This is a genomic window from Methylococcus capsulatus str. Texas = ATCC 19069, assembly GCF_000424685.1.
Taxonomy (GTDB): domain Bacteria; phylum Pseudomonadota; class Gammaproteobacteria; order Methylococcales; family Methylococcaceae; genus Methylococcus; species Methylococcus capsulatus.
Genome location: NZ_KE384224.1, coordinates 549,622 through 571,640 on the forward strand (window position 1 = coordinate 549,622; position 22,019 = coordinate 571,640).

Consider the following 22,019-nt stretch of genomic DNA (forward strand, 5'->3'; position numbering starts at 1 on the left):
GAGAGGCTCCTTCAGTCGGCACGGCGCGGATCGAAGGCGTCGCGCACCGCGTCGGCGAACAGATTGGCCGCCAGCACCAGGGCGAACATGAAAACGAAGGCCGCCGTGAGAGACCACCACACCGGCGGCTCGCGGGCCATTTCCAGGCGGGCGCTGTTGATCATGTTGCCCCAGGAATCGGTGGTCGGATCGACGCCTATATTGACGTAGGACAGGACGGCCTCGGCCAGCACCAGCGAGCTGAAATCGAGCGCCACCGAGATCAACACGATGTGGAACACATTGGGCAGGATGTGACGCAGGAGGATCGTCCCCTGCCGCACCCCCAGCGCGCGCGCGGCCTGGACGTATTCCATCTCGCGCAGCTTCAGGGTCTCTGCGCGCAACAGCCGGCACAGCCCGGTCCAGCTCGTGATGCCCAGGATCAGGCATAGAAACAGCAGGCGCAGGTCGGCGCGCAGGGCCAAGCTGGCGAATTCCTCCTCGTGCTTGGCCATGTAAACCTGGGTAAGCAGGATCACCGCCGCGATCAGCAAGACGCCGGGAATCGAGTTCAGAGTGGTATAGAGGTACTGGATCAGGTCGTCGACCCAGCCGCGGAAATAACCGGCGAGAATGCCGAGGAGCAGCGACAGCGGCAGGGTCACGAAGGTGGTGAGAGTACCGATCAGGATGCCGGTGCGAATACTCTTGAGCGCCTGGTAGAGCACGTCCTCACCCACCTTGTCGGTACCGAACACGTGGTATTTGAGTGCCAGCTCCCCCAAGACCCCACCGACGATGCACAGCACGACGACGGTGCCCAGGATGGCGCGCCAGGGAACCTCGCTCTGGCCCGACAGCACCTCGCCACCCACGAGGGACACCGGCAGTTCCCGCACTCTGGCGATCAAGAACACCGTCCCGAAGCAGAGAATCACGCCCAGGCCCAGACCTCCGGCCGCCCCCTTGAAACCGGTCCGCAGCACGTCCCGCAGCCAGCCCCGCGCCGGGTCCTTCAAATGAGCGCCGCCGAACTCGAGGCGGGGATAATCCCAGCGGCTACTGCCGTCAGCCAGACGCAGGTTTTCCTTGGCATAGCCCTGTACCGCCAGCGGTGCCGAATAGGTCTTCTCCACCCGCGTCCGCAACGGCGTCAAAAACCAGTCCAGTACGCTGACCGGCTCGGTCTTGTACCGGACGCCGCCCTCGCCGTCCGGCGGCAGGAAATGGATCGAATCGAGCACGGCGATGAAGAGATAGGCCAGCAGGATCACCGCCGAAACCATCGCGCTGCGGCTGCGGGCGACTTTGCGCCAGGGCCGGCGCAGGTGTTCATGCCGGCGGCTGTGCCAGATCAGTCCGCCCAGCATGGCGAGCAGCAGCAGAAACAGGGCGTCGGTCCAGAACAGAGTCAGCATCAGTTCAGACGCACACGCGGATCGGCAAGGGTATAGGAGATATCGGTCAGCACCAATCCCAGGATATAGAGCGCCGACCCCAGGAACACCATGGCGCGCACGATGGCGAAATCCTGCTGGGCGATGGCGTCGATGGTGTAGCTGCCCAAGCCCGGAATGGCGAAGAACGATTCGGTGATGAGGCTGCCGATGAACAGCGAAGGCAGGATGACCACGACACCGGTGAGGATAGGTATCAGCGCGTTGCGCAACACGTGAGTGAACAGCGCCCGGGTTTCCGAGAGCCCCTTGGCGCGGGCAGTCCGGACGTAGTCGCGCTCGACCTCTTCCAGGAACAGCGTCCGGTACCAGCGCACGCCGGAACCGGTGCCCGCCACGACGCTGATGATCACCGGCAGGATCAGGAACTTCACGGCGTTCCAGCCGCCGTCATAGCCGGAAATCGGCACCAGCAACAGGAGCTTTCCCATGAGGTACTGGCCGCCGATGATGTAGAACAGCGAGGAAATCGACAACAGTGCCACGCATAACGCGACGCCCCAGAATTCCAGGTAAGTCAGGCGGAAGAACACCAGTCCCACCGCCAGGGTGATGTGGACCAGCAGCCCGAAGATCAGAGCAGGCACGGCGAAAGCCAGCGAAGGCCAGGCCCGCTGCGCGATGTCCGCCCCGATGTCGCGCCCGCTGTCTGAGCGTCCGAAGCGGAACAGGAACAGTCCCACCGATTTCTGAAAAAAAATGGTTTCGGTCAGTTTGGCGGTACCTTCGGCCCCGGCGTTCCAGAGCTTGGGCAGGTCATAGCCGCGTTCGTGCTTCCACAGATCGATCGCCTCCTGAGTCACGTGCTTCTGACCCAGGTGCATGCGCGCCATGTCATCGGGACTGTTGACCACGAAGAACAGCACGAAGGTGAGAACGTTGACACCGAGCAGGAGCGGCAGTGCGTACAACGCGCGGCGGATGAGATAGGCCGTCATAAAGCCGCGGCCCTCAGCCTGTGACGGTAGCTGCGATAGGCCGGAACGACGGCCGCGAGCAGCAGCGCCAACCCCGCCAGCAGTGGCCACCAGACCGGCCGGTTCCACTCGGCGCGACGCGCCGCGCGCTGCCGCGCGTCGATCTTCAGGTACTTGAGTTTGTTGTTGGCCATCAGGTTGGGCTTGAGGTTACCGTACCAGGCATGATGCAACGAGAAACCCTTGGGATGCAGCCCGAAAATCCAAGGGGCATCGTGCCGGACCTTTTCCTGCAGGGCATCGATCACCGCCAGACGCTCCGGACCGTCGTCCAGGTTGCGCATCCGCTCGAACAAGCGGTCGAATTCTTCACTCACATAGTTCGAGGTATTCTCGCCGCCATTCGGTACCTTGGCATTGCGCCCGTACAGCAGAAAGAAGAAATTCTCCGGATCGGGATAATCGGCATTCCAGCCCCACTGGTAGATCTGGGCGTTACCGGCCGCCATCTTTTGCTGGAACTGGTTGTAGTCGGTGGCACGAAACACCAGTTGGACGCCGAGCTTCTCCAATTGCTTGCGGTACCAGGCCAGCAGTGGCTTGTCGTCCGCCCCATGGGTCGAAAGATCGAGGTACAGCACCAGCGGCTTACCGGTCACGGCATCGACGCCGTTGGGGTAGCCTGCCTCCGCGAGCAGACGGCGGGCGGTTTCGATGCTTTTGCGCCGGGGCGCCCCGTCCACCCAATCGTAGACATAAGGATTGATCCCCTTCTCCCCTTCCCGGTAGCCGTAGATGCCCGGCGGCAGCACGCCTTGCGCCGGCACCCCCCGGCCGTTCATGAAGATGGCGATGAATTCCTCGTAATCCATGGCGATGCTGAGCGCCTGGCGCAGCTTGCAGTGCGCTTCGTCCAGCCCGCCGACCACCGGGTCGCGCAGGTTGAATCCGAGGTAGTAATCCGATGCCGCGACCGAGGTCTCCAGCCGGATGCCCTTCTCCAGCATTTCCGGTGTCAGCTCCGGACTGCCCGAGCTGCCGACCTGCACCGCCTGGTCGAAATTGTCCGAAGCAATGCCGGAATAATCGTAATAACCTTGCAGGAATTTGTTCCAATAAGGGATCGTTTCCTTTTCCAGAACCATGACCACCCGGTCCACCAACGGCAGCAGCCTACCCGCGTCGGCCAGCAGACCGGCCGGCGCGTCTTCGGGATCGCCCTCGGCCGGGTAGCGGTCCTCGTGAAAGTACGGATTACGCTCCAGCACCATGCGGCGATTGGGGTTGTTCTCCGCCAGCATATAGGGCCCCGAGCCCACCGGATACCAGTCCAGCGTGATGTTTTTCTCGATCAACCCCGGCTGGGCATAAAACGCATCGGCTTCCCAGGGCATGGGGGCAAAAAAGCTCATCGCCAGCCAGAAGCGGAACTGTGGATACTTGCCGTTCAGACGGATGACCAGCCGGTGCGGGTCGGGAACCTGGACGCCCTCCAGGGCATACCTCCGCAGATCGAAGAATTGCCCCTTGGGAGCCGCGAAATAATCCCGCTCCAGAGTGTCGCCCAACGCCTTGAAGCCGACGATGTGCTCCTTCATCAGCTCAGCGATCGGCGAATGCAGCGCCGGATGCAGCAGGCGTTTGATCTGGTAGGCGTAATCCTCCGCCGTCAGTTCGCGGGTGCCGGTTTCGGAGAAATCCGCCAGGGTTTGGATGCGGGCCAGCTGCTCGGGGCCCAGATGATGATAAAGATACTCGCCTCCCACACCGCGGGCGAAAGCCGGATGCGGCTGGAAGCGGATGCCGCGTTTCAGACGGAAGTCATACTCGCTGTAGGCGATGGCCGAATCCGGCGTACCGGGCGGCAGGACCCGGCCGCCGGCATCGAGATAGCGGATCTCCGGAAGCGCCTCGGCGGTCGCCGGCTCCAGGACATAGGGGCGCTTGAGGTAGTGATACTGCAGCAGCGGCTCGTAGATCTGGCCGAGGATGAGGCTCTCGTCGGAACTGTAGGCGCGGGCCGGATCGAGGTGCTTGGGGCGTTCGGAAAACGAGGAATACAGGATGTTGCGCTCGGCATCGGCCGCAGGGTAAGGACTGTTGAGCGGTCCCTCGCAGCCCGCCAGCCCCAGGGCCGCGAACAGCGTCAGGTAAAGCCCGAGTTGGTTCGATCCGGTACTCACTAATCCGAGCCCATGAAAAAGGTGGGCAATTATACGCGAACCCTGCGGACACGATAGCGCTGGACAGCCCTTGGACCCTTGGCAGATACTCTGCGCCTTTTCCCCAAGACCCCATCCCGAAGGAGCATCCCATGGGCTTCATGCAAGACAAGCGCGTACTCATCGTCGGCGTAGCCAGCAACCGTTCGATCGCCTGGGGCATCGCCGAAGCGATGAAGGCGCAAGGCGCGGAAATCGCTTTCACCTACCAGAACGAGAAGCTCAAGGAACGCGTGGAAAAACTGGCCGCCGAATGCGGCTCCTCCATCGTCCTGCCCTGCGACGTCTCCAATGACGCCGAAATCGATCAGGTGTTCGTCGATCTGCGCAAGCACTGGGACGGGCTCGACTGCATCGTCCATTCGGTGGCCTTCGCCCCCCGCGAAGCCCTGGAAGGCTCCTACATCGACTCGGTCACCCGCGAGAACTTCCGCATCGCCCACGACATCAGCTCCTACAGCTTCGCCGCCCTGGCCAAGGCCGGCCGGACGATGATGGCCGGCCGCAACGGCTCCCTGCTCACCCTGTCCTATCTGGGAGCAGAACGCGCCGTCCCCAACTACAACGTGATGGGCGTCGCCAAGGCCAGCCTGGAAGCCAACGTCCGCTACCTCGCCTATTCGCTGGGACCGGAAGGTACCCGGGTGAACGCCGTCTCCGCCGGCGCCATCCGGACGCTGGCCGCCTCAGGCATCGCCAACTTCAGGGAAATGCTGGCGAAGGCCGAACAGGCCTCGCCGCTGCGGAAGAACGTCACCATCGAAGAAGTCGGCAACGCCGCCGCCTTCCTCTGCTCGGACCTCGCCTCCGGCATCACCGGCGAAATCCTCTACGTGGATGCCGGCTACAACTTCGTTGGCTTGTCGAGTTTTTGAGCCCGGCGGTGGAGCCGCAAATCGGCTCCACCGAATCCACCATCCCGTTGCATGTCTACTCTTGCAGGGAACCCGGACGAACGTCCGCTCTTGGGGACTCCGAGCCGGCTCATTTTCCGGCAACCACCGCTGCAGTCTCTCCTCACTGGAGTCGCCACATGTTCGACGTTCGCCACCGAACGCCGCGACTTCCTGATCAGCGATTGGGGCAACCGGATTTCTGAGCCGGTGCCTGAATCTGCGTAGTGAGCACACTGCCCTCTTGCCCGTCACGCGTCGAGAGAACTCGGCAGACCCGGCGGAATGAATCCCTTGAAGGGTTTTGTGGGCCCCAGACAGCCTTGAAACTTCGCATTTGCCCCGATGTAGGCTGAATCCGAAACCAGAACCTCCCGAAACTTCTTGAGGTTCCACTCAGCCACGCTCCCCAAGCCAATACCCTTCAGCGAACCATCCGCCACGCTTTTCATGGGGCCACAGCCCACAATATTGGACTCCAAAAACAAAAGATTGAAATATTGCCACAAACGATACAGACAGCAATATTAAATCCTTGCCTATTGGTCCTTCTATAGGACGCCTATTCCGCCATCAAAGAGCAGTGCAGAAATAGATGGATAAGCGCGTTACAATACGAATAATGCCATGCACAATGAAATAAGTTACTTGAGAATCAGTTTGCTGGAAACGCGGCGACTGGCGCCTGCAATCACGCCATCCCCTGAGGTCAGAATGTAGGTCATACTATCGCCGTTGGGGCTGACATAGATTTTGTAGACGCTGCCTGAATTATAGGTAACAGTGCCGTGACAATCCTCACCAATGACATAGGTCGCGGTATCGCCAGCACTCACACGCCCCAGACTATCGGTATAATTGTTGACTACGTTACCGGCGCCGTTATAGGACTCCATCCCGCTTTCGGCATACGGCTCACCCGCATAATACCCTTGACTGGAATACGTATATGTGCCTTTGAGTGTTTTGATGGAGCAATACTCCTTGCTGGCTATTTCGAAAGAAGCGCCAAAGCCCAGCATGGAAACACATACGCATAACATCAACTTGGTTTTCATAATTTATCCCCCTGACGGAGCTTTATTAGTATCGTCATCCGGATTTCTCCACCACCGGTCACCAACGATCCCGTAAATCGGGATAAAGACTCTATCCCGCCCCGAGTTACAGGACTGCAGTCCATTGCTATTTGCCCAGCGTTTACCGATGAGCGCACATATTAAGGGCGGACTCCAGACGTGAAGGTCCCTGAAAGCAGGACTGATTGCGTTACCGGCGTCCCCGTGTAGTTGATGGCAACGACGTCCATCTTCTTGGGCGTCTTGTCACCTTTCGTGATCTTCGCGTCACAATACGTATTGGGATTGATATCCGGATTGTGTTGCGTATTGCAGGATGCCTGAAATTGTCCGCCGAACGTCAGCGAATAGTTGAGCGGCTTGCCAGACGTGATGATGGCTTTCGGCCAGGTAACATGGACGGTCACCCCGTCCGGCATCAGCTCGCCAGTCACCTTGGCACCATTCGGCCAGAATACCGCATCGGGATCAGGCCCGTTTTTCGGTGGTTGAGCGATCGAAACACCGACCCGCGGCATATTCACATAGTCGAGTCCCATGTATACCACGTCGCGCGCAAGTGGCGCCCCGGCCCATACGGCCGATACGTTCACATTGTTGCAAAAACCGGAAACACTGAAATACGGGCTCGAATTATCGATACAATACTGCAGATCCTTTGCATTGAGGTCTGAGGTCACCGGAGGTGCGCCGGTGTGCTTCTTTCCTGTCGGAAAACCCCACAGAGTGGTCCAGTCCGTCACCTTCGAACCGGTGTAAATATCGATGATACCGGTCTTCTTTTCCGGCGCCATGCTCAGCTTCAGTTCGTCGCCAAACTTATCCTTCGCCACGATTTCGCACGGCAGATAGCCTTTCGCAGTGTCGTACACCAAGGGGAGCGTCTGGGCCCCCGGACCCCGGATCGGGACCTGATGGCCGCAAGTCGTCAGGCTGACCCAGTTATTGGCCTGCGGAACATCGGCTTTCTTCAGGGCGATCTGATCGTACAGTCGCGCTTCACCGGCGGACCAGCCCGTGTCCACGTCGAAGTTCAGAACACTGATCGCCTGTTCACTGACCGCATCGACGTTGAGCGCCTGCGCAGGGAAAACGTCCGCGGGCTTGTTGAGGAAAACACGGTCGATCAAATCCTGATAGGTGTGGTTCTTACCCTTGCTGTTCTCTTTTTCCTGGGCCGCCAGAGCCTCCAGATCGGTCTTCGTGGTCAGCGGATTGGTCAGCTGCCACGTACCGTTGGCGTCGTGTCCGAGCACGGCCAGCTTATCGCCCTCCCTGAGCAGGAACGGACGCTTGCCGTGGCTTTCGGCGACCTGCTCCAGCTTGGCCCTTATGGCCTCGATGCTGGTACCGGTATTCAGCCAAGCCAGGCTGAACTGATCCCGGTTATATCCCCAGGTCACCGTGTATTGCTGGTAAGGATCGTAAGGGCGTTTGTTCTCCAGCGCGGTAACGCCGCCGGCATCGACGGTGAAGCCGGACGCCGCATCACGGAAGTTGCCGTATTTGTCGTCGATCGAGAAGGAGTACGACACTGAACCCAGGCCGTCTTTGCCACTGTCGTGCACCAACCTGGTATAGGGATTGAGGTTGAACTGGCTGTCGTACGGCGCGGCGAAGGTCAGGAACGGATCGAACTGCCACTGTTGTACGTCCGCCTTGGGTACGCTGGGATGGTTAGGATCGTATGGATCATTGGCCTCAAAGGCGACGCCGCGCAGAAGCGCCTGCACGCGCCCCGGGAGGTCTCCTCCCAGCACTTTCGAATCATAGCCTACGATTTGCTGGATGATACAGAAATTCTTAGTATTCTCATCCGTCGGGTATGGCGCTTTCGGGAACCCGCACTTCTCCCAGACCTTCGCTTGATTTGGATTGAATCCATCGACGGGATCGTTGGTAAAATGATCCCATACGACCTTCACACTTTCCTGGAATTTCTCGCAAAAATACTGATGCCTGAAAGTGCAGTCCTGAACGGCCTTCTTGCTGTCGTACCTGCAGACATGATCTGGCCACTTCAGCTGCTCCAAATTATTCTTATCTGCGCAAAATCCTGGATTGTCTTTCTGTTTCACCCAATACATCCAACGGTCGATATAGGGCTGCACCAGCGGATTACCAGGCTTTTTCATTTTCTCGTCATACCGCACGCCGGTAATCAGAGTCCCCTTGTCAGTGACATAGTTGGTCCCCGTGTAGTAATTCGTCGAAGGACCACGTGTCAGGGTCATATCGATACTATTATAACCACCAGGAAAGTGCGGAATTATAGTGTTACCGGCGTTCTTTCCCAATTCCTTGGGCAGCAGATCGCTGAAGGTATTTATTTCTTTATTTTGGGAATTGAAATACTGACTCGTGTAAGCAGCGAATACGGGCCAGACATTTTTCCTTCCACCGCGGCCGTCCGGATCGGTAAGGAAGCCGTCTATCCGCTTTTTGAATTGAGCCAGGTCGTTGACTCCATTCGCGTTGACGGTAGCGGCGGAGCCGCCCATGTAGCCCGTAGCGCCATGATTGGCGACGGAGCCGGCCACGGGAATATACAATTCGTCGACCATGGACACATCGATGTCCGCCATCGGATCGCCGGTATCCATGTTTTGATCCGTGGGATTGTCCGCATCGAAGGTGAATTCGGCCAACTGCGCCGGCGCATCCACGGAATAGCTGGCACCGGACACACCTGTCATGCAGTTTCCCTTGACTGCCTCACTTTCTACGGTATTGTCCCCCTTGTAACAATCGACAACTTCCGACGGATGCGTCGGATCGTCAAATTTGGTGATGACTTTTGTCTGCAAAGGGTCCAATTTGACTATATTGGCCTCGTACGTTTTTAGAGCCACTGGAAAAATATAGACACGGCCGCTCTGATACCAGCAATTCTTGTCGACCGTCTTCCCGCCGACATTCACCTGTTTTTGGTCACGCGGAATCCAGACGGTTATTTTCTTGCCCGCAGGCAACCCTTCTGTCTTCACGTCATAGTTGATGATGATCCGCCTGTCCCCAGTGGCCGCGGCGCCGTCGCAGATGTCTGCCGGGACCTGGATGACAGGATAGACAGTAAATGGAAAATCGTTCTGGAACGTGATATAGCGATTGTACTTGTCGTCCGCCTTCTTGGCTTCCGCCGGCGGAACCGCCAGCGACAGCAGGCACAAGGCGGGGACCGCCAAACGCAGATAGCTCATTGGCTGCTTCATTGTTCTCATCTCCTCAATAGACAGTGCGTCGTAAAACTGACCGACTCCACTGCTCTTTACCTTCCGTATCCTGCCCCTTTCGGGCTCCCTATTCTGTAGGCACGCACCCCGACACTTTTTTGGCACCATGGGTCGTGATTAGTTCCCGTCTTCTGCACTTACGCCCACTAAGACTCTATCGCCCCAAGGCCAGAAATTTCCTGAAGACACACCGAATGCGGGGACGGTGAACATCCTCTATCCAGAGGTGCCCGGGAGTCTTGGCTCGACGGCCCGGCCGCGCTCAGGCTGGTGCACCTTCCATTCATCTGCAAAGGACGTTGAAACTGGTCTTCGCCCTGATATCCGATCCTGAACCGGCTGGGGGTGTATGGCACTGCGACGCCGATCCGTTCGTTAGCGGGCGGATGGGAGATTTGATTGATGTCGAAGGGCGCGTCCGCTTGACGTGGCCCTTTTGCCGTAGAACAGGATTGCGCCCCTGGTCATTTGGGAGCGTCATTATCGATCGTTATGTTCATCGTGCCGGCCCAAACTCCCCAAAATACAACTGAATTGGTTTTTTTTAGAGCGCGAAACGAACTTCGGTTCCTTTTTACCAAACCGAACAGTTTTAATTTCGCCTTGAATCGACGAAACCTATTCCGTCAACCGTATGGAATCTTACGGTTCTGTTGAGGGGGGTTCCGTTTCCGGACGACGCTTCCGAACAAAAGGAGGAATGGAATATAAACCACATGTTGACCATGGGAACAGTCTCTGTACAGAGACGGATCCCGTGGTCAGCACCCCAGCCACAACGCCACGAGGCCAGTCCGACCCTTTACGCCGAACTTCCTATAGATGCGGGTAGCGTAGGTATGCACTGTGTTGGATGTGAGGCCGAGCCGCTCGGCGATCTCAGCCTCGGAGGCGCCGCCGAGCAGCGCACTGAGCAGCCGCCGCTCGGCGGGGGTGAGAGGCTGCGAAGCGATCATGAGACCATGATGGAGAGCGAGCTGCCGGTGGAACCATTTCAGTGCCCGACCTGCCCGCTCCAGAAGGGCACGCTCGACTTCTCCGAACAGAGGCGCTTCCGGACTGACGCGCTCGAAGCCGAACCAGGATTCCAGACCGCTGTTGACCGGCGTCGCCATGTAGCAGACATCGCGGATACCGAAAGGCTTGAACAGGCTGCGATAGAACTCGCCGTCGTACCAGCCGGGTGGCACGATTTCGTGCTGGATGCTGACGCGGAAGCGGCCGGCATGACGCAAATTGGCAACGATGCTGGGGTCGATGTCACCCCGTTCGAGACGGCGGCGATGCTCCGCATAGGCCGCATCCCGCTCGGGGTGGGGGTGAAGATAGCGAATGGCGCAGACCCGCCAGCCGTCGATCGGATCGTCCCGGCAGTCCAGGCGCACCGCGCCGAACCAGCATGCCTGCTGGGCGCCGATGATCCCGCACAATGAAGCCATGGCATGGTCGAGCGCCTCATTGACACGGGTCGGGCCGAATTCGGCGAGTCCGTCCCACAGGTCGTGAATCTGCTGTTGTTTCGACGCCATGTGGACCGCCGGGTCGTGGGCCACCGCCCCGGTTCGGAGCCGGCCGGAGGGACGATTTTGACGGACTCAGTGCCGGCAGCCGCAGCCGCCCGCACCGCAGCCATGTCCGGTCGCGGGCTGCGAAGAATGGCTCGATCCGCCGTGCACGGCGGGTGCTGAAAGCTTCTTGATCACCGATTCGGAACCACAGTGCGGACAGACGGGCAAGGGATCGCTGATTTTCTGCATCACGGTGAAATCTCGGCTGCAGGACCGGCAGGCATAGTCGTAGGTAGGCATTCGATGCTTCTCCTTCAGAAGGGTTTCAAACTGGCGAGCAGGACGATGGCGAAAAGAAACAGCACCGGGACTTCGTTGATCCAGCGGTAGAACAAATGGCTGCGCCTGTTGCGGTCTTCGGCGAACGACCGCAGCCATTGCCAGCACAGGACGTGGTAGCCGACCAGCAGTGCCACCAGGACCAGTTTGACATGCAGCCAACCGCTGCCGCCGTAAACTGCCCAGGCATAGTCGGCCAACATCCAGACACCGAACAGGAGGGTCAGAAGCATCGCCGGCGTCATGATTCCCCAGAACAGTTTTCTTTCCATGATCTTGAACCGGGCGATACCCACCGCATCGGAGGTCATGGTGTGGTAGACGAACAAGCGCGGCAGATAGAACAGACCGGCGAACCACGTCACCATGAAGATCAGGTGAAAAGCTTTCAGCCACATGCGCTCATCCCTCCCGGAGCAGCTTGTCTATCGTTCCCCGCAGTTCGCGGAAATCCGGTTTGCCGAGGTACGTCGCGACGATCGCACCATCGCCGTCCAGCAGGTAGCAGTTCGGCACCAGTTCGACCCCGAGCGCGCCTGCCAGTTGGCCCAAGGGATCGAGCGCGACAGGAAACGGCCAGCCTTCCTTCCCAGCCAGAGATACGACGCGGCTGGGCACATCATACGGCATCGCCACAGCCGCCATCCGCAGCCCTTGCCCTTGGTAATCCCGAAACAGCGCAGCGAGCTCCGGCATTTCTTCCAGGCAACTTCGGCAATTGCTGGCCCAGAACGCCAGCAGCACGGGACGGCCGCGCCACTCCTCGAGATTCACCCTTTGCCCCTCGATGGTGGTGAACCCCAGGGCCGGCGACAGGTTTTTCCTCTCGAAAGGCCCGCAGCCGAACCAGATTACCGGTACCAGCAGACCTGCGACGGCGAGGAACCGGACGAACCGCACCCGTGCGCTCCCGCCTCGGCGGAGGGAGTCGGTCTTCAGGCCTCGACCTGCTGGATGCCGTCCAGGAACCAGGTAGGCTGGCGGCTCGAACGCGATCGCACGAAATGCCAGACCTCGTGAACCACGGCCGCTTCTTCGGCCGGCGCCTCGCGCAGCGTGACGTCGAACAGCACGGCGACCTCACGCTCGTCGCCCCGGTCGCTGACCTCCAGGATTTCCGCATCGACCCGCAGCAGCTCGGTACTGTGACGCTCGGCCGACGCCCGCAACTGGTCTTGCAGTTCGGCAAACACCTTATCGGTCGTGAGCGCCCGCAAGGTCCCCAGATCGCGCTCGTCCCAGGCAGCCTGAAGCTGGCGGTAGGCAGCCTTGGCGCCGTTCAGAAATCCGGTTGCGTCGAAATCGGCCGGCTGGGATCGCGCCGGCTGCGCGCCTCCCCGCCGGGACAGCAAATCGGTGTCAAAAGCGGGACGTCCCGAAGCAGGGTTCGCGCCGCCGGGGTTTTCCGAATGCGGGTAATAGCCGGCTCCTGCCGCGGGCTGCGGCTGGCTCCCGCGCGCGGCCAGCAGCCGGTAGAGGAAAAAGCCGATCCCCGCGAACAGCAGGAGATCGAGAACATTCAGATGCTCGAAAGCACCGCCGAACAGCATGGCCCCCAGCAGGCCGCCCAGCGCCAAACCGCCGAGCATACCCATCAAACCACCACGGCGGGCATAGGCCTCACGCGCCGCCTGGTTGCGCTGGCTCGCGGCAGTGGCCGGCTGGCCGGGCTGGTACGCCGGCCGCTGTGTTTGCGAGAAGGTGTTGCCATCGGTCGAACGCCGATACGGTTCGCTGTACGAAGGCCGACTCCCGAAGGAGCTTCCCCCGCCCAGTCGTTTGGCGAACGCTTCGTGCATGCCGGAGAACAGCAGCGCCGCTACGAGCACGGAGTTCAGTGCGAATCCAAGAATTTTTTTCATACGGCCCTCAAGCCTCAAACTCGTCGCTGGTGTTATAGGGGAAGCACTGGCCAATTACAACTCCCCCATCTCGGCTCCGGACTTTTCTACGCGCGTAACCTGTCACGATCAGCCTGTCCGCCGCCAGCGGCCGACACATCAACGAGCGCACAGGTGCCGAGTCGATGCGAGTCCGCACATAAGCCGTCCCTCGTCGCCGCCCTCCTTGCGACCGGGTCCGGCACCGTTTCGGCCAACACCCCCTCCGGCGACGAAATCACGAAGATCAAACGGTTCATCATCATCCATCAGGAGAATCACAGCTTCGACGACCTGTACGGCGGCCGGCTCTCCGCGGCCGGCGGGAGCTGGGCCTGGTATGCGGACGGCTGGTCCAACGCCGCCGGCGACATCGGGGCGCCCGGCTGGACCAACGGACTCGAACCGAATTACGCGGACCCGCATCCCTCCAGGGTTCGACTTTCCCGAACTGCCCGGACACCGGGCTCCAGTTCCACCACCAGCCGTTCAACTACTTCGCTGATTTCGGCACTCAGACCAAGAGCGGTCTGAAAAACCGCAAGAAGCACCTGCGTGATGAAATCGAGTTCATCAAGCTGGCACAGACTTCGAAGAAGGAATGCAAGCTGAAATCGGTGAGCTTCGTCAAATCCATCGGAGAAGGCAACGAGCCTCCGGGCCATTCCAGCGAGCCCATCGGCAGTGACCATGGACCCCATGACGACTCCGGAAAAACGCTACCGGCTGACTCCACTCGCCGAGCGGGATATGCAGGTCAATGACCTCTTTTCGGTCTTCGAGGCTGCGGCGGCGACAACCGCCCACCGACATCCCTGAATTCTGCCGGCCGCGCGGCCGGCAGACACCGATTTCTGCTCAATCCAGCGGTTCGAAGAAGCTCTTGTCCACGCCGCACTCCGGACAACCCCAGCCTTCCGGAATGTCCTCGAAAAGGGTACCGGGTGGAAGACCCGCATCCGGATCGCCTTCGGTTTCGTCGTAGATGTAGCCGCAGGCGGAACATTGGTATTTGTGATATTCGACCATGGCATCTCCTTGTCGGTTTGAAATTCGAAAGACTCAGCCGGCGGATACGAGCATCCCACTGTGGCGCAGCAAAGCCTCGATGTCCGGTTCGCGGCCGCGGAAGGCGATGAAAGACTCCAGGGCACTCCGACGTCCGCCCTGTTCCAGCACGTTGCTCAGGAAAGCATGGCCGGTCTCCGGATCGAAGATGCCACGCTCCTCGAACAGCGAAAAGGCATCGCTCGACAGGACTTCCGCCCACTTGTAACTGTAATAGCCGGCCGCATAGCCGCCGCCGAAGATGTGCTGAAAACTGTGGGGAAAGCGGTTGTACGCCGGAGGCGGCATGACCGATACTCGTCGCCGCACATCCTCGAGGATTTCATAGACGCGCCCGCCTCGGGCTGGATCGTATTCGTGATGAATGCGGAAATCCAGCAGGGCGAACTCCAGTTGACGGACCGTCTGCATGCCGGCCTGGAAGTTTTTCGCCGCCAACATCCGGGCCAGCAGTTCGTCCGGCAGAGGCTCGCCGGTCCGGTAATGGCCGGAGATCAGGGCCAGCGCCTCGCGCTCCCAGCAGAAGTTCTCCATGAACTGGCTCGGCAGTTCTACCGCATCCCATTCCACCCCGCGGATTCCCGACACACCGAGATGTTCGACCTTGGTGAGCAGATGGTGCAAGCCGTGGCCGAATTCATGGAACAGCGTCACCACGTCGTCGTGCCGCAGCAGCGCCGGCTCGTCACCCGCGGGCGGCGTGAAATTACAGGTCAGATAGGCGACCGGCGTCTGAATGGCGCCGCCGACACGGCGCCGGCTGATGCATTCGTCCATCCAGGCGCCGCTGCGCTTGCCGGGGCGTGCATAGAGATCCAGATAGAAGCCGCCCCGCCGTTCGCCGGTCCGGTCGAATATCTCGTAATAGCGGACGTCCGGATGCCAGACGTCGATGCCTTCGCGCCGCCTGATTTCCAGGCCGTACAGCCGCTGCACCACCGCGAACAGACCGGAAACCGCGCGCTCTGCAGGAAAATAGGCCTTTACCTCCTCCTCCGAAAACGCGTATTTGTGCTCGCGGAGCTTTTCGGAATAGTACGCCACGTCCCAGGCCTGCAACTCGTCGAGCCCGTGGTTCTCGCATGCAAATGCCTTCAACTCCTCCAGGTCGCAGCGGGCGACGGGTAGTGCCTTTTCCGCCAGATCATTCAGAAAACCCAGCACCTGTTCGGGACTCTCCGCCATCTTGGTGGCCAGAGATAGCTCGGCATAATTGGCAAAACCCAGGAGCCTCGCCTCTTCGTGACGCAGAGCCAGGATCTTCTCCATCACTTCGCCGTTGTCCCAACGCCCGCCGTGGGGGCCGGTTTCGGACGCGCGGGTCACATAGGCCCGATAGAATTCCTCCCGCAGCCCCCTGTCATCGGCATGAGTCATGACGGCGACATAGGAAGGGAAAGCGAGACCAAACACCCAGCCGCTCTTGCCTTCGGCTTCCGCGGCCTGGCGGGCCACCGCCCGGTCGGTTTCAGGCAGTCCTGCCAAGAGTGCCTCGTCGTCGATATGCCGCGTCCAGCCCTGGGTGGCATCGAGCACGTTGTCCGAAAACCGGCTGCCCAAGCGCGACAACTCCTGGGCGATTTCCTTGAAACGCGCCCTCTGCTCCCCTTCCAGGGCCACACCGGATAGGCGGAAGTCGCGCAGCGCATTGTCGACGATCTTGCGCTGGGCGGTGTCCAGCCGGGCGTACTCGATGCCTTCGGCGATTTCCCGGAAAGCGGCGTACAGCCCCGCATTCTGGCCCATCTCGGTGGCATATTCGCTCAAGAGCGGCAGAGCGGCGTTGTAGGCATCCCTCAACGCCTCGCTGTTCATCACGGCGTTCAGATGAGCGACCGGCGACCAGGCCTTGTTCAGACGGTCGTCGAGATCGTCCAAGGGTTCCACCAGCCCGGCCCAGGTATAGGGCCCACCGCGTTGGAGCAAGGCGTCCACCGCGGCCCGGCTTTCGGCCAGGATTTGTCGGACCGCCGGCAACACATGGCTCGCTTCGATGCGCGAGAACGGCGGTAGTTCGTGGTCCTCCAGCAAAGGGTTGGTCATCGCATTACCTCGAATCCGGTTTGTATCCTGCAAACCGCAAGGACGGCGGCCAGGCCCCGGCCGCGAACCCCTGCCGGGTTCGTGGAAAAAGGAAAGGAAAAATATATCAGGAAACCTGGCCGGAATCTCGCCGCCCACGCGATGGTTCGAGGCTTCCCTGCCACGAACCCTCCAGGAGGCGCGGACCGGCTCCCTCCCGCCGGGCGGAGGAGGCAGGAGGGCCTGAGGCAGGACGGTTCAGAGCAAGGGCACGATCAAGAGAGCGACGATATTGATGATCTTGATCATCGGATTCACGGCGGGGCCTGCGGTATCCTTGTAGGGATCGCCGACGGTGTCGCCAGTGATCGCCGCCTTGTGCGCCTCCGATCCCTTGCCCCCGAAGTTGCCGTCCTCGATGTGCTTCTTGGCATTGTCCCAGGCGCCGCCGCCGGTCGTCATCGAGATGGCGACGAACAAGCCCGTGATGATGGTGCCGATCAACAGGCCGCCCAGCGCTTCCTTGCCGAGCAGCAGCCCCACGAGGACCGGAATTGCGACCGGCAGCAAGGACGGCACGACCATTTCCTTGATCGCCGCCTGAGTCAGCATATCAACCGCCTTCGAGTAATCGGGCTTGGCGGTGTACTCCATGATGCCCGGTATCTCCCGAAACTGCCGCCGCACTTCATTGACGATGCCGCCGGCAGCCCGTCCCACGGCTTCCATGGCCAACGCCCCGAACATATAGGGCACCATACCACCGATGAAGAGGCCGATGATGACCATGTGGTTCGACAGATCGAAATTGACGTTGCCGCCGAGGTTGTGCGTGTAATCGGCGAACAGCACCAGTGCCGCCAGTCCGGCCGAGCCGATCGCATAACCCTTGGTCACCGCCTTGGTGGTGTTACCCACGGCATCCAGCGGATCGGTGACCGCGCGGACCGAATCGGGCAGTTCCGCCATTTCGGCGATGCCGCCGGCATTGTCGGTGATCGGGCCGTAAGCGTCGAGGGCGACGATCATCCCGGTCAAGGACAGCATCGCGGTGGCTGCCACTGCGATGCCGTACAGGCCAGCCAGTTCATAGGCACCCCAGATGCTGGCACAGACTGCCAGCACCGGCGCCGCAGTCGCCTTCATCGACACGCCCAGACCGGCGATGATGTTGGTGCCGTGACCGGTGGTGGAGGCTTCGGCGATGTGACGCACCGGGGCGAATTCCGTCGCCGTGTAATACTCGGTGATCACCACCATCAGCCCGGTCAGACCCAGCCCGATCAGGGCAGAGAAGAATATGCCGATCCAGGACACGTCGATGCCGCCGAGGCTGACGCCGCCGCCGAACATGAAGCCGGTGATCGGCAGGAAAGCCGCGGCCGCGAGCCCTCCCGATACGATCACGCCCTTGTACAGCCCGCTCATGATCTTCTTGCCCGGAGTGATCCGGACGAAGAAGGTCCCGATGATGGAGGCGACGATGGAAATGCCGCCCAGCACCAAGGGATACACGGTGGCAGCCTCGCTGCCCCCGGTCAGGAGCCCTCCCAGCAGCATGGTGGCGACGATGGTCACGGCGTAGGTTTCGAACAGATCGGCCGCCATACCCGCGCAGTCGCCGACGTTGTCCCCCACGTTGTCGGCGATCACGGCCGGGTTGCGCGGGTCGTCCTCGGGAATCCCCGCCTCGACCTTGCCGACCAGATCGGCCCCCACGTCCGCCCCTTTGGTGAAGATGCCGCCGCCCAAGCGGGCGAAAATCGAGATCAGCGAACCACCGAACGCCAGCCCCACCAGGGCATGGAGGGGATCGGTCGCGCCGACCGATTTGAGGAGCGCGTAGTACCCGGCTACGCCGAGCAGCCCCAGCCCCACCACCAGCATGCCGGTGATGGCACCGCCCCGGAACGCGGTCGAAAACGCCTCGTCCATCCCCGTGATGGCGGCCTGGGCGGTACGGGAATTGGCACGCACCGAGATATTCATGCCGATGTACCCCGCCGCGCCGGACAGCGCGGCGCCGATCACAAAACCGAAGGCGATCGACCATCCCAGGAAAGCCCCGATGACGAAGAACAACAGCCAGCCGACGATCCCGATGGTACGGTACTGGCGGTTGAGATAGGCCTGGGCACCCTGCTGGATCGCCGTGGCGATGTCGACCATCCGCTCGTTGCCAGCGGGCTGGGCATTGACCCAGCCGATGGACAGGATGCCGTAGAGCAGCGCGGACAACGCAGCGGTGAACGCAAACGCCGTTCCCCAGTCGACCAGCAGGCCGAGCGCCAGAAATTCCGCGAGCCCGGCCAAGGTGATCGCCTTGGTCCGCGGATTGCGCATCAGACAACACAGCCCCTCCCGGGCGCAGGACAGAACCGAGCAAGCCATAGCGATACTCCTCGAACGTTGTTGTTGGTGTTACGGATTTGAGTGAGGAACTCAGACGCTGAACGAAGCGGCCAGTTTTTTCGGGACGGCGACATTGCACAATGTCACATAATCCGGCAAACCGCCGGCATAGGGAGGGTAGTCCTCGCCCTCGATCAGAGGCCGGAGGTACCGGCGGCAGGCCTCGGTGATGCCGAAACCGTCGGCGCTGATGAATTCGAGGGGCATTTTCTTTTCGACGTTGGCCACCTCCGCCAGACTGGCGGCCGTGATTTCCCAACGGTAAGGCGAATCCGAGGTACGCACGATGGCCGGCATCACGGCGCTGAGCCCCTTCAGAGCCATCTCGACGCCGGCCTTCCCCACCGCATAGGCCTGCTCGGCATCCGTGCGGGAGGCGACGTGCCGGGCCGCGCGCTGCAGGTAATCGGCGACGGCCCAGTGGTATTTGTAGCCCAGGCGATCCTTGATCAGGTCGGCGATGACCGGCGCCACCCCACCGAGCCGAGCATGCCCGAACACGTCCCGGCTGCCGGATTCGGCGACGAACCTGCCATCCGCGCCCCTAATGCCCTCCGACACCACGACCGAACAATAGCCATGTGTCCGGACCTTTTCGTCCACCGCCCGGAGAAACCGTTCCGGGTCGAACACCTGTTCGGGAAACAAGATGACCAGAGCCAGATCATGTCGCTCGTCACTCGCCAGACCGCCGGCGGCGGCGATCCAGCCCGCGTGGCGGCCCATGACTTCCAGCACGAAGATGCAGGTGGAAGTCGCAGCCATGGAGCGCACGTCGAAACTCGCCTCGCGCACCGATACCGCTATGTACTTGGCGACCGAACCGAACCCCGGACAGCAGTCGGTGATCGGCAGGTCGTTGTCCACCGTCTTCGGAATATGGACGGCCTGCAACGGATAACCCAATTTCTCGGAAAGCTGGGAGACCTTCAGGCAGGTATCGGCGGAATCCCCGCCGCCGTTGTAGAAGAAATAGCCAATGTCGTGGGCGCGGAAGACCTCGATCAACCGTTCGTACTGGGCCCGGTTCTCCTCCAGCCCTTTGAGCTTGTAGCGGCAGGAACCGAACGCCCCGGAGGGAGTATGGCGCAATGCGGCGATGGCTTCGGCGCTCTCCAGCCCGGTATCGATCAGGTCCTCGGTCAGTGCACCGACGATGCCGTTACGCCCGGCGTAAACCGTGCCGATACGGTCGGGATACTGCCGGGCGGTCTCCAGCACGCCGCAGGCCGATGCATTGATAACGGCGGTCACACCGCCGGACTGGGCATAGAAAGCATTCCGCGCCGCCATGAACCGCCTCCCCTTTGAGTATCGTTGGCTGGCGCCTAACTTAGAACAAACGCCCCCTCCGTTACAACAAGTTTCGACCCGCACGTCTCGGCCCGGATGCGCGCGAAAACAGTTGAATCGAACCCACGACACGGCTACGCTAACGCTTGGGGCATATCGGCCTCTTGTCGATCAACATGTTCGAATCATCCACCTTTCCTGACCGCCGGTTTTGCCGGACGGCCGATTGACGGACTGACTCGTGTCCGACGAATATCCTGGTTCATGCCTCTGGCCTGAACTTTTCTCACTCCCGCGCAGCCCAGTCACTTCGCACGCACTCCGCCGGTCTGCCGGGGAGCGCCACCCGGGCGCTCCTCTCCAACCCGCCCGGGAGGCTCTGCCATTGTTCCACTACCCGCTACCCTAAAGTGATCCAGATCGGATTGGTCCTGTTCCTCATCTTCGTCAACGGTCTGTTCGCGATGTCCGAAATGGCCATCGTCTCCGCCCGGCGTTCCCGGTTGCAGCAGCGAGCCGACAAGGGAGGCACCGGCGAACTCCAGGCCCTCGAACTGGCGGCGCAGCCCTCGCGGTTCCTCTCCACGGTTCAGGTCGGTATCACCACGATCGGGGTGCTCAACGGCGCGCTGGGCGAGGCGTCGGTGTCCAGCCAGCTCGAGCCGATCTTGCTCACGCTGCCGGAACTGGCACCCTACGCCCATGAGATCAGCCTCACGGTCACCGTTTTCGCAATCACCTATCTGTCCCTGATCATCGGTGAACTGGTGCCCAAACGGCTGGCTCTGCTCCACGCCGAAGCCATTGCGGCGGCCGTGGCACGGCCTATGCATCTCCTCTCCCTCATCGCCCTCCCCCTGGTCAAACTCCTCAGCGTCTCCACCGACATCGTGCTGCGGCTGCTGGGCGCGCGGCCGGTCCGACAGCCCTCGGTCACGGAAGAGGAAATCAAGCTACTGCTCCAGCAGGGCACGCTGGAAGGAGTGTTCGAGGAAGTCGAGCAGAAACTGGTGGAAAACATTCTGCGACTGGACAGCCGCAAGGTCGGCGCGATCATGACCCCGCGCAAGGACGTGGTCTACCTGGACGTCACCAAGTCCTACGAAGCGAACCGCGGCATCCTGACCGACCATCCGCACTGGATCATCCCGCTATGCCGGGGTGGCGTGGACAATGTCCTCGGTTTCGTGAAAACCAAGGACGTCCTGAACCGGCTGCTGGCCGGCGAAAAGCCGGAGCTGGCGGAACTGGTGACCCGGGCGCTGTTCGTCCCCAACTCACTGTCCCTGATGCAGCTGCTCGAACATTTCAAGCGGTCGCACCTGCAGACGGCGCTGGTGGTGGACGAGTACGGCGAATTGACCGGCCTGGTGACGCTGACGGACGTGCTGGAAGCGATCGTCGGCGCCATCGCTTCCGAAACCGCCGAGGAAGAACCGCAGGTCTCGCAGCGCGAAGACGGCTCCTGGCTGATCGACGGCATGCTCGACATCGAGCGCTTCAAACAGCTCTTCGACCTCGATGCCCTGCCAGAAGAAGAGACCGGCAATTTCCACACCATGGCCGGTTTCGTCATGCTGAGACTGGGCAACGTGCCGAAGGTGACCGACAGCTTCGAATTCCAGGATCTACGGTTCGAGGTCGTGGACATGGATCGCAACCGGGTCGACAAGATCCTGGTCACGCGGTTGCCGCCAGCGGCCGGATAGTCCGA

Annotated in this window: 17 protein-coding genes; 2 read left to right on the top strand and 15 right to left on the bottom strand. The window is 60.9% G+C overall.

What is annotated here, in order from left to right; genetic code table 11:
- Positions 1–11: 11 nt before the first annotated feature.
- Genes H156_RS0113965 through H156_RS0113975 form a run of 3 tightly spaced genes read right to left on the bottom strand, consistent with a single transcriptional unit; the run spans position 12 to position 4,539 of the window.
- Positions 12–1,400 carry an ABC transporter permease gene (locus H156_RS0113965; protein WP_017365843.1) on the bottom strand — a complete coding sequence of 463 codons (1,389 nt, stop codon included), beginning with the start codon at positions 1,398–1,400 and terminating at the stop codon, positions 12–14.
- Positions 1,400–2,377, bottom strand: a complete 978-nt coding sequence (locus H156_RS0113970) for an ABC transporter permease (RefSeq protein WP_017365842.1) — start codon at positions 2,375–2,377, stop codon at positions 1,400–1,402. The genes H156_RS0113965 and H156_RS0113970 overlap by 1 nt, the downstream gene beginning before the upstream one ends.
- Positions 2,374–4,539, bottom strand: coding sequence for an ABC transporter substrate-binding protein (locus tag H156_RS0113975; RefSeq protein WP_010960547.1), 2,166 nt, complete (start codon positions 4,537–4,539; stop codon positions 2,374–2,376). Before H156_RS0113975 ends, H156_RS0113970 begins: the two co-directional genes overlap by 4 nt.
- A 131-nt stretch (positions 4,540–4,670) precedes the next feature.
- On the opposite strand from H156_RS0113975, the gene H156_RS0113980 reads away from it, so the two are divergent.
- The gene (locus H156_RS0113980; RefSeq protein WP_010960546.1) at positions 4,671–5,453 is read left to right on the top strand and encodes an enoyl-ACP reductase FabI; all 783 of its coding nucleotides are present in this window, start codon (positions 4,671–4,673) and stop codon (positions 5,451–5,453) included.
- 662 nt (positions 5,454–6,115) lie between these two features.
- On the opposite strand, the gene H156_RS0113990 is transcribed toward H156_RS0113980, so the two are convergent.
- From H156_RS0113990 to H156_RS0114060, 12 genes are all read right to left on the bottom strand, one after another.
- On the bottom strand, positions 6,116–6,529 hold the full coding sequence (locus tag H156_RS0113990; protein ID WP_010960545.1) for a hypothetical protein: 414 nt from the start codon (positions 6,527–6,529) through the stop codon (positions 6,116–6,118).
- A gap of 161 nt (positions 6,530–6,690) precedes the next feature.
- A complete protein-coding gene (locus H156_RS0113995; RefSeq protein WP_036246527.1) occupies positions 6,691–9,762 on the bottom strand; it encodes a hypothetical protein in 3,072 nt (1,023 codons plus the stop codon).
- Positions 9,763–10,544: 782 nt separating this feature from the next.
- Positions 10,545–11,312 (bottom strand): helix-turn-helix domain-containing protein, encoded by a 768-nt coding sequence (locus tag H156_RS0114000; protein ID WP_026046005.1) that lies wholly within the window; start codon positions 11,310–11,312, stop codon positions 10,545–10,547.
- Positions 11,313–11,378: 66 nt separating this feature from the next.
- Positions 11,379–11,591, bottom strand: a complete 213-nt coding sequence (locus H156_RS0114005) for an FmdB family zinc ribbon protein (RefSeq protein WP_017365838.1) — start codon at positions 11,589–11,591, stop codon at positions 11,379–11,381.
- Between the two features lie 14 nt (positions 11,592–11,605).
- Entirely contained in the window at positions 11,606–12,028 is a 423-nt protein-coding gene (gene hemJ / locus H156_RS0114010; RefSeq protein WP_010960541.1) for a protoporphyrinogen oxidase HemJ, read from the bottom strand.
- Positions 12,029–12,032: 4 nt separating this feature from the next.
- Positions 12,033–12,530, bottom strand: a complete 498-nt coding sequence (locus H156_RS0114015) for a TlpA disulfide reductase family protein (RefSeq protein ID WP_017365837.1) — start codon at positions 12,528–12,530, stop codon at positions 12,033–12,035.
- A 35-nt stretch (positions 12,531–12,565) separates the two neighbouring features.
- Positions 12,566–13,492 carry a Tim44 domain-containing protein gene (locus tag H156_RS0114020; RefSeq protein ID WP_017365836.1) on the bottom strand — a complete coding sequence of 309 codons (927 nt, stop codon included), beginning with the start codon at positions 13,490–13,492 and terminating at the stop codon, positions 12,566–12,568.
- Positions 13,493–13,920: 428 nt separating this feature from the next.
- Complete coding sequence (locus H156_RS17800) at positions 13,921–14,211, bottom strand: hypothetical protein (RefSeq protein WP_017365834.1); 291 nt, start codon at positions 14,209–14,211, stop codon at positions 13,921–13,923.
- Between the two features lie 157 nt (positions 14,212–14,368).
- Positions 14,369–14,539 carry a rubredoxin gene (locus H156_RS0114045; RefSeq protein WP_010960537.1) on the bottom strand — a complete coding sequence of 57 codons (171 nt, stop codon included), beginning with the start codon at positions 14,537–14,539 and terminating at the stop codon, positions 14,369–14,371.
- A gap of 33 nt (positions 14,540–14,572) precedes the next feature.
- Positions 14,573–16,621: an oligopeptidase A gene (gene prlC / locus H156_RS0114050; RefSeq protein ID WP_017365833.1), complete on the bottom strand. Its 2,049-nt coding sequence runs from the start codon at positions 16,619–16,621 to the stop codon at positions 14,573–14,575.
- Between the two features lie 237 nt (positions 16,622–16,858).
- The gene (locus H156_RS0114055) at positions 16,859–18,991 is read right to left on the bottom strand and encodes a sodium-translocating pyrophosphatase (protein ID WP_017365832.1); all 2,133 of its coding nucleotides are present in this window, start codon (positions 18,989–18,991) and stop codon (positions 16,859–16,861) included.
- 51 nt (positions 18,992–19,042) lie between these two features.
- A complete protein-coding gene (locus H156_RS0114060) occupies positions 19,043–20,305 on the bottom strand; it encodes a 6-phosphofructokinase (protein ID WP_017365831.1) in 1,263 nt (420 codons plus the stop codon).
- A 410-nt stretch (positions 20,306–20,715) separates the two neighbouring features.
- Between H156_RS0114060 and H156_RS0114065 the strand changes: the two genes are divergently transcribed.
- Positions 20,716–22,014 carry a hemolysin family protein gene (locus tag H156_RS0114065; protein WP_010960533.1) on the top strand — a complete coding sequence of 433 codons (1,299 nt, stop codon included), beginning with the start codon at positions 20,716–20,718 and terminating at the stop codon, positions 22,012–22,014.
- Positions 22,015–22,019 lie beyond the last annotated feature (5 nt).

What these genes read in the sequence shown, in the direction of transcription:
- H156_RS0113965 (WP_017365843.1), bottom strand. Translation starts at nt 1,400, where the DNA reads ATGCTGACTCTGTTCTGGACCGACGCCCTGTTTCTGCTGCTGCTCGCC.
- H156_RS0113995 (WP_036246527.1), bottom strand. Translation starts at nt 9,762, where the DNA reads ATGAAGCAGCCAATGAGCTATCTGCGTTTGGCGGTCCCCGCCTTGTGC.
- H156_RS0113970 (WP_017365842.1), bottom strand. Translation starts at nt 2,377, where the DNA reads ATGACGGCCTATCTCATCCGCCGCGCGTTGTACGCACTGCCGCTCCTG.
- H156_RS0113990 (WP_010960545.1), bottom strand. Translation starts at nt 6,529, where the DNA reads ATGAAAACCAAGTTGATGTTATGCGTATGTGTTTCCATGCTGGGCTTT.
- H156_RS0114045 (WP_010960537.1), bottom strand. Translation starts at nt 14,539, where the DNA reads ATGGTCGAATATCACAAATACCAATGTTCCGCCTGCGGCTACATCTAC.
- H156_RS0114055 (WP_017365832.1), bottom strand. Translation starts at nt 18,991, where the DNA reads ATGGCTTGCTCGGTTCTGTCCTGCGCCCGGGAGGGGCTGTGTTGTCTG.
- H156_RS0114060 (WP_017365831.1), bottom strand. Translation starts at nt 20,305, where the DNA reads ATGGCGGCGCGGAATGCTTTCTATGCCCAGTCCGGCGGTGTGACCGCC.
- prlC (WP_017365833.1), bottom strand. Translation starts at nt 16,621, where the DNA reads ATGACCAACCCTTTGCTGGAGGACCACGAACTACCGCCGTTCTCGCGC.
- H156_RS0114000 (WP_026046005.1), bottom strand. Translation starts at nt 11,312, where the DNA reads ATGGCGTCGAAACAACAGCAGATTCACGACCTGTGGGACGGACTCGCC.
- H156_RS0113980 (WP_010960546.1), top strand. Translation starts at nt 4,671, where the DNA reads ATGGGCTTCATGCAAGACAAGCGCGTACTCATCGTCGGCGTAGCCAGC.
- H156_RS0114005 (WP_017365838.1), bottom strand. Translation starts at nt 11,591, where the DNA reads ATGCCTACCTACGACTATGCCTGCCGGTCCTGCAGCCGAGATTTCACC.
- H156_RS17800 (WP_017365834.1), bottom strand. Translation starts at nt 14,211, where the DNA reads ATGGGGTCCATGGTCACTGCCGATGGGCTCGCTGGAATGGCCCGGAGG.
- hemJ (WP_010960541.1), bottom strand. Translation starts at nt 12,028, where the DNA reads ATGTGGCTGAAAGCTTTTCACCTGATCTTCATGGTGACGTGGTTCGCC.
- H156_RS0114020 (WP_017365836.1), bottom strand. Translation starts at nt 13,492, where the DNA reads ATGAAAAAAATTCTTGGATTCGCACTGAACTCCGTGCTCGTAGCGGCG.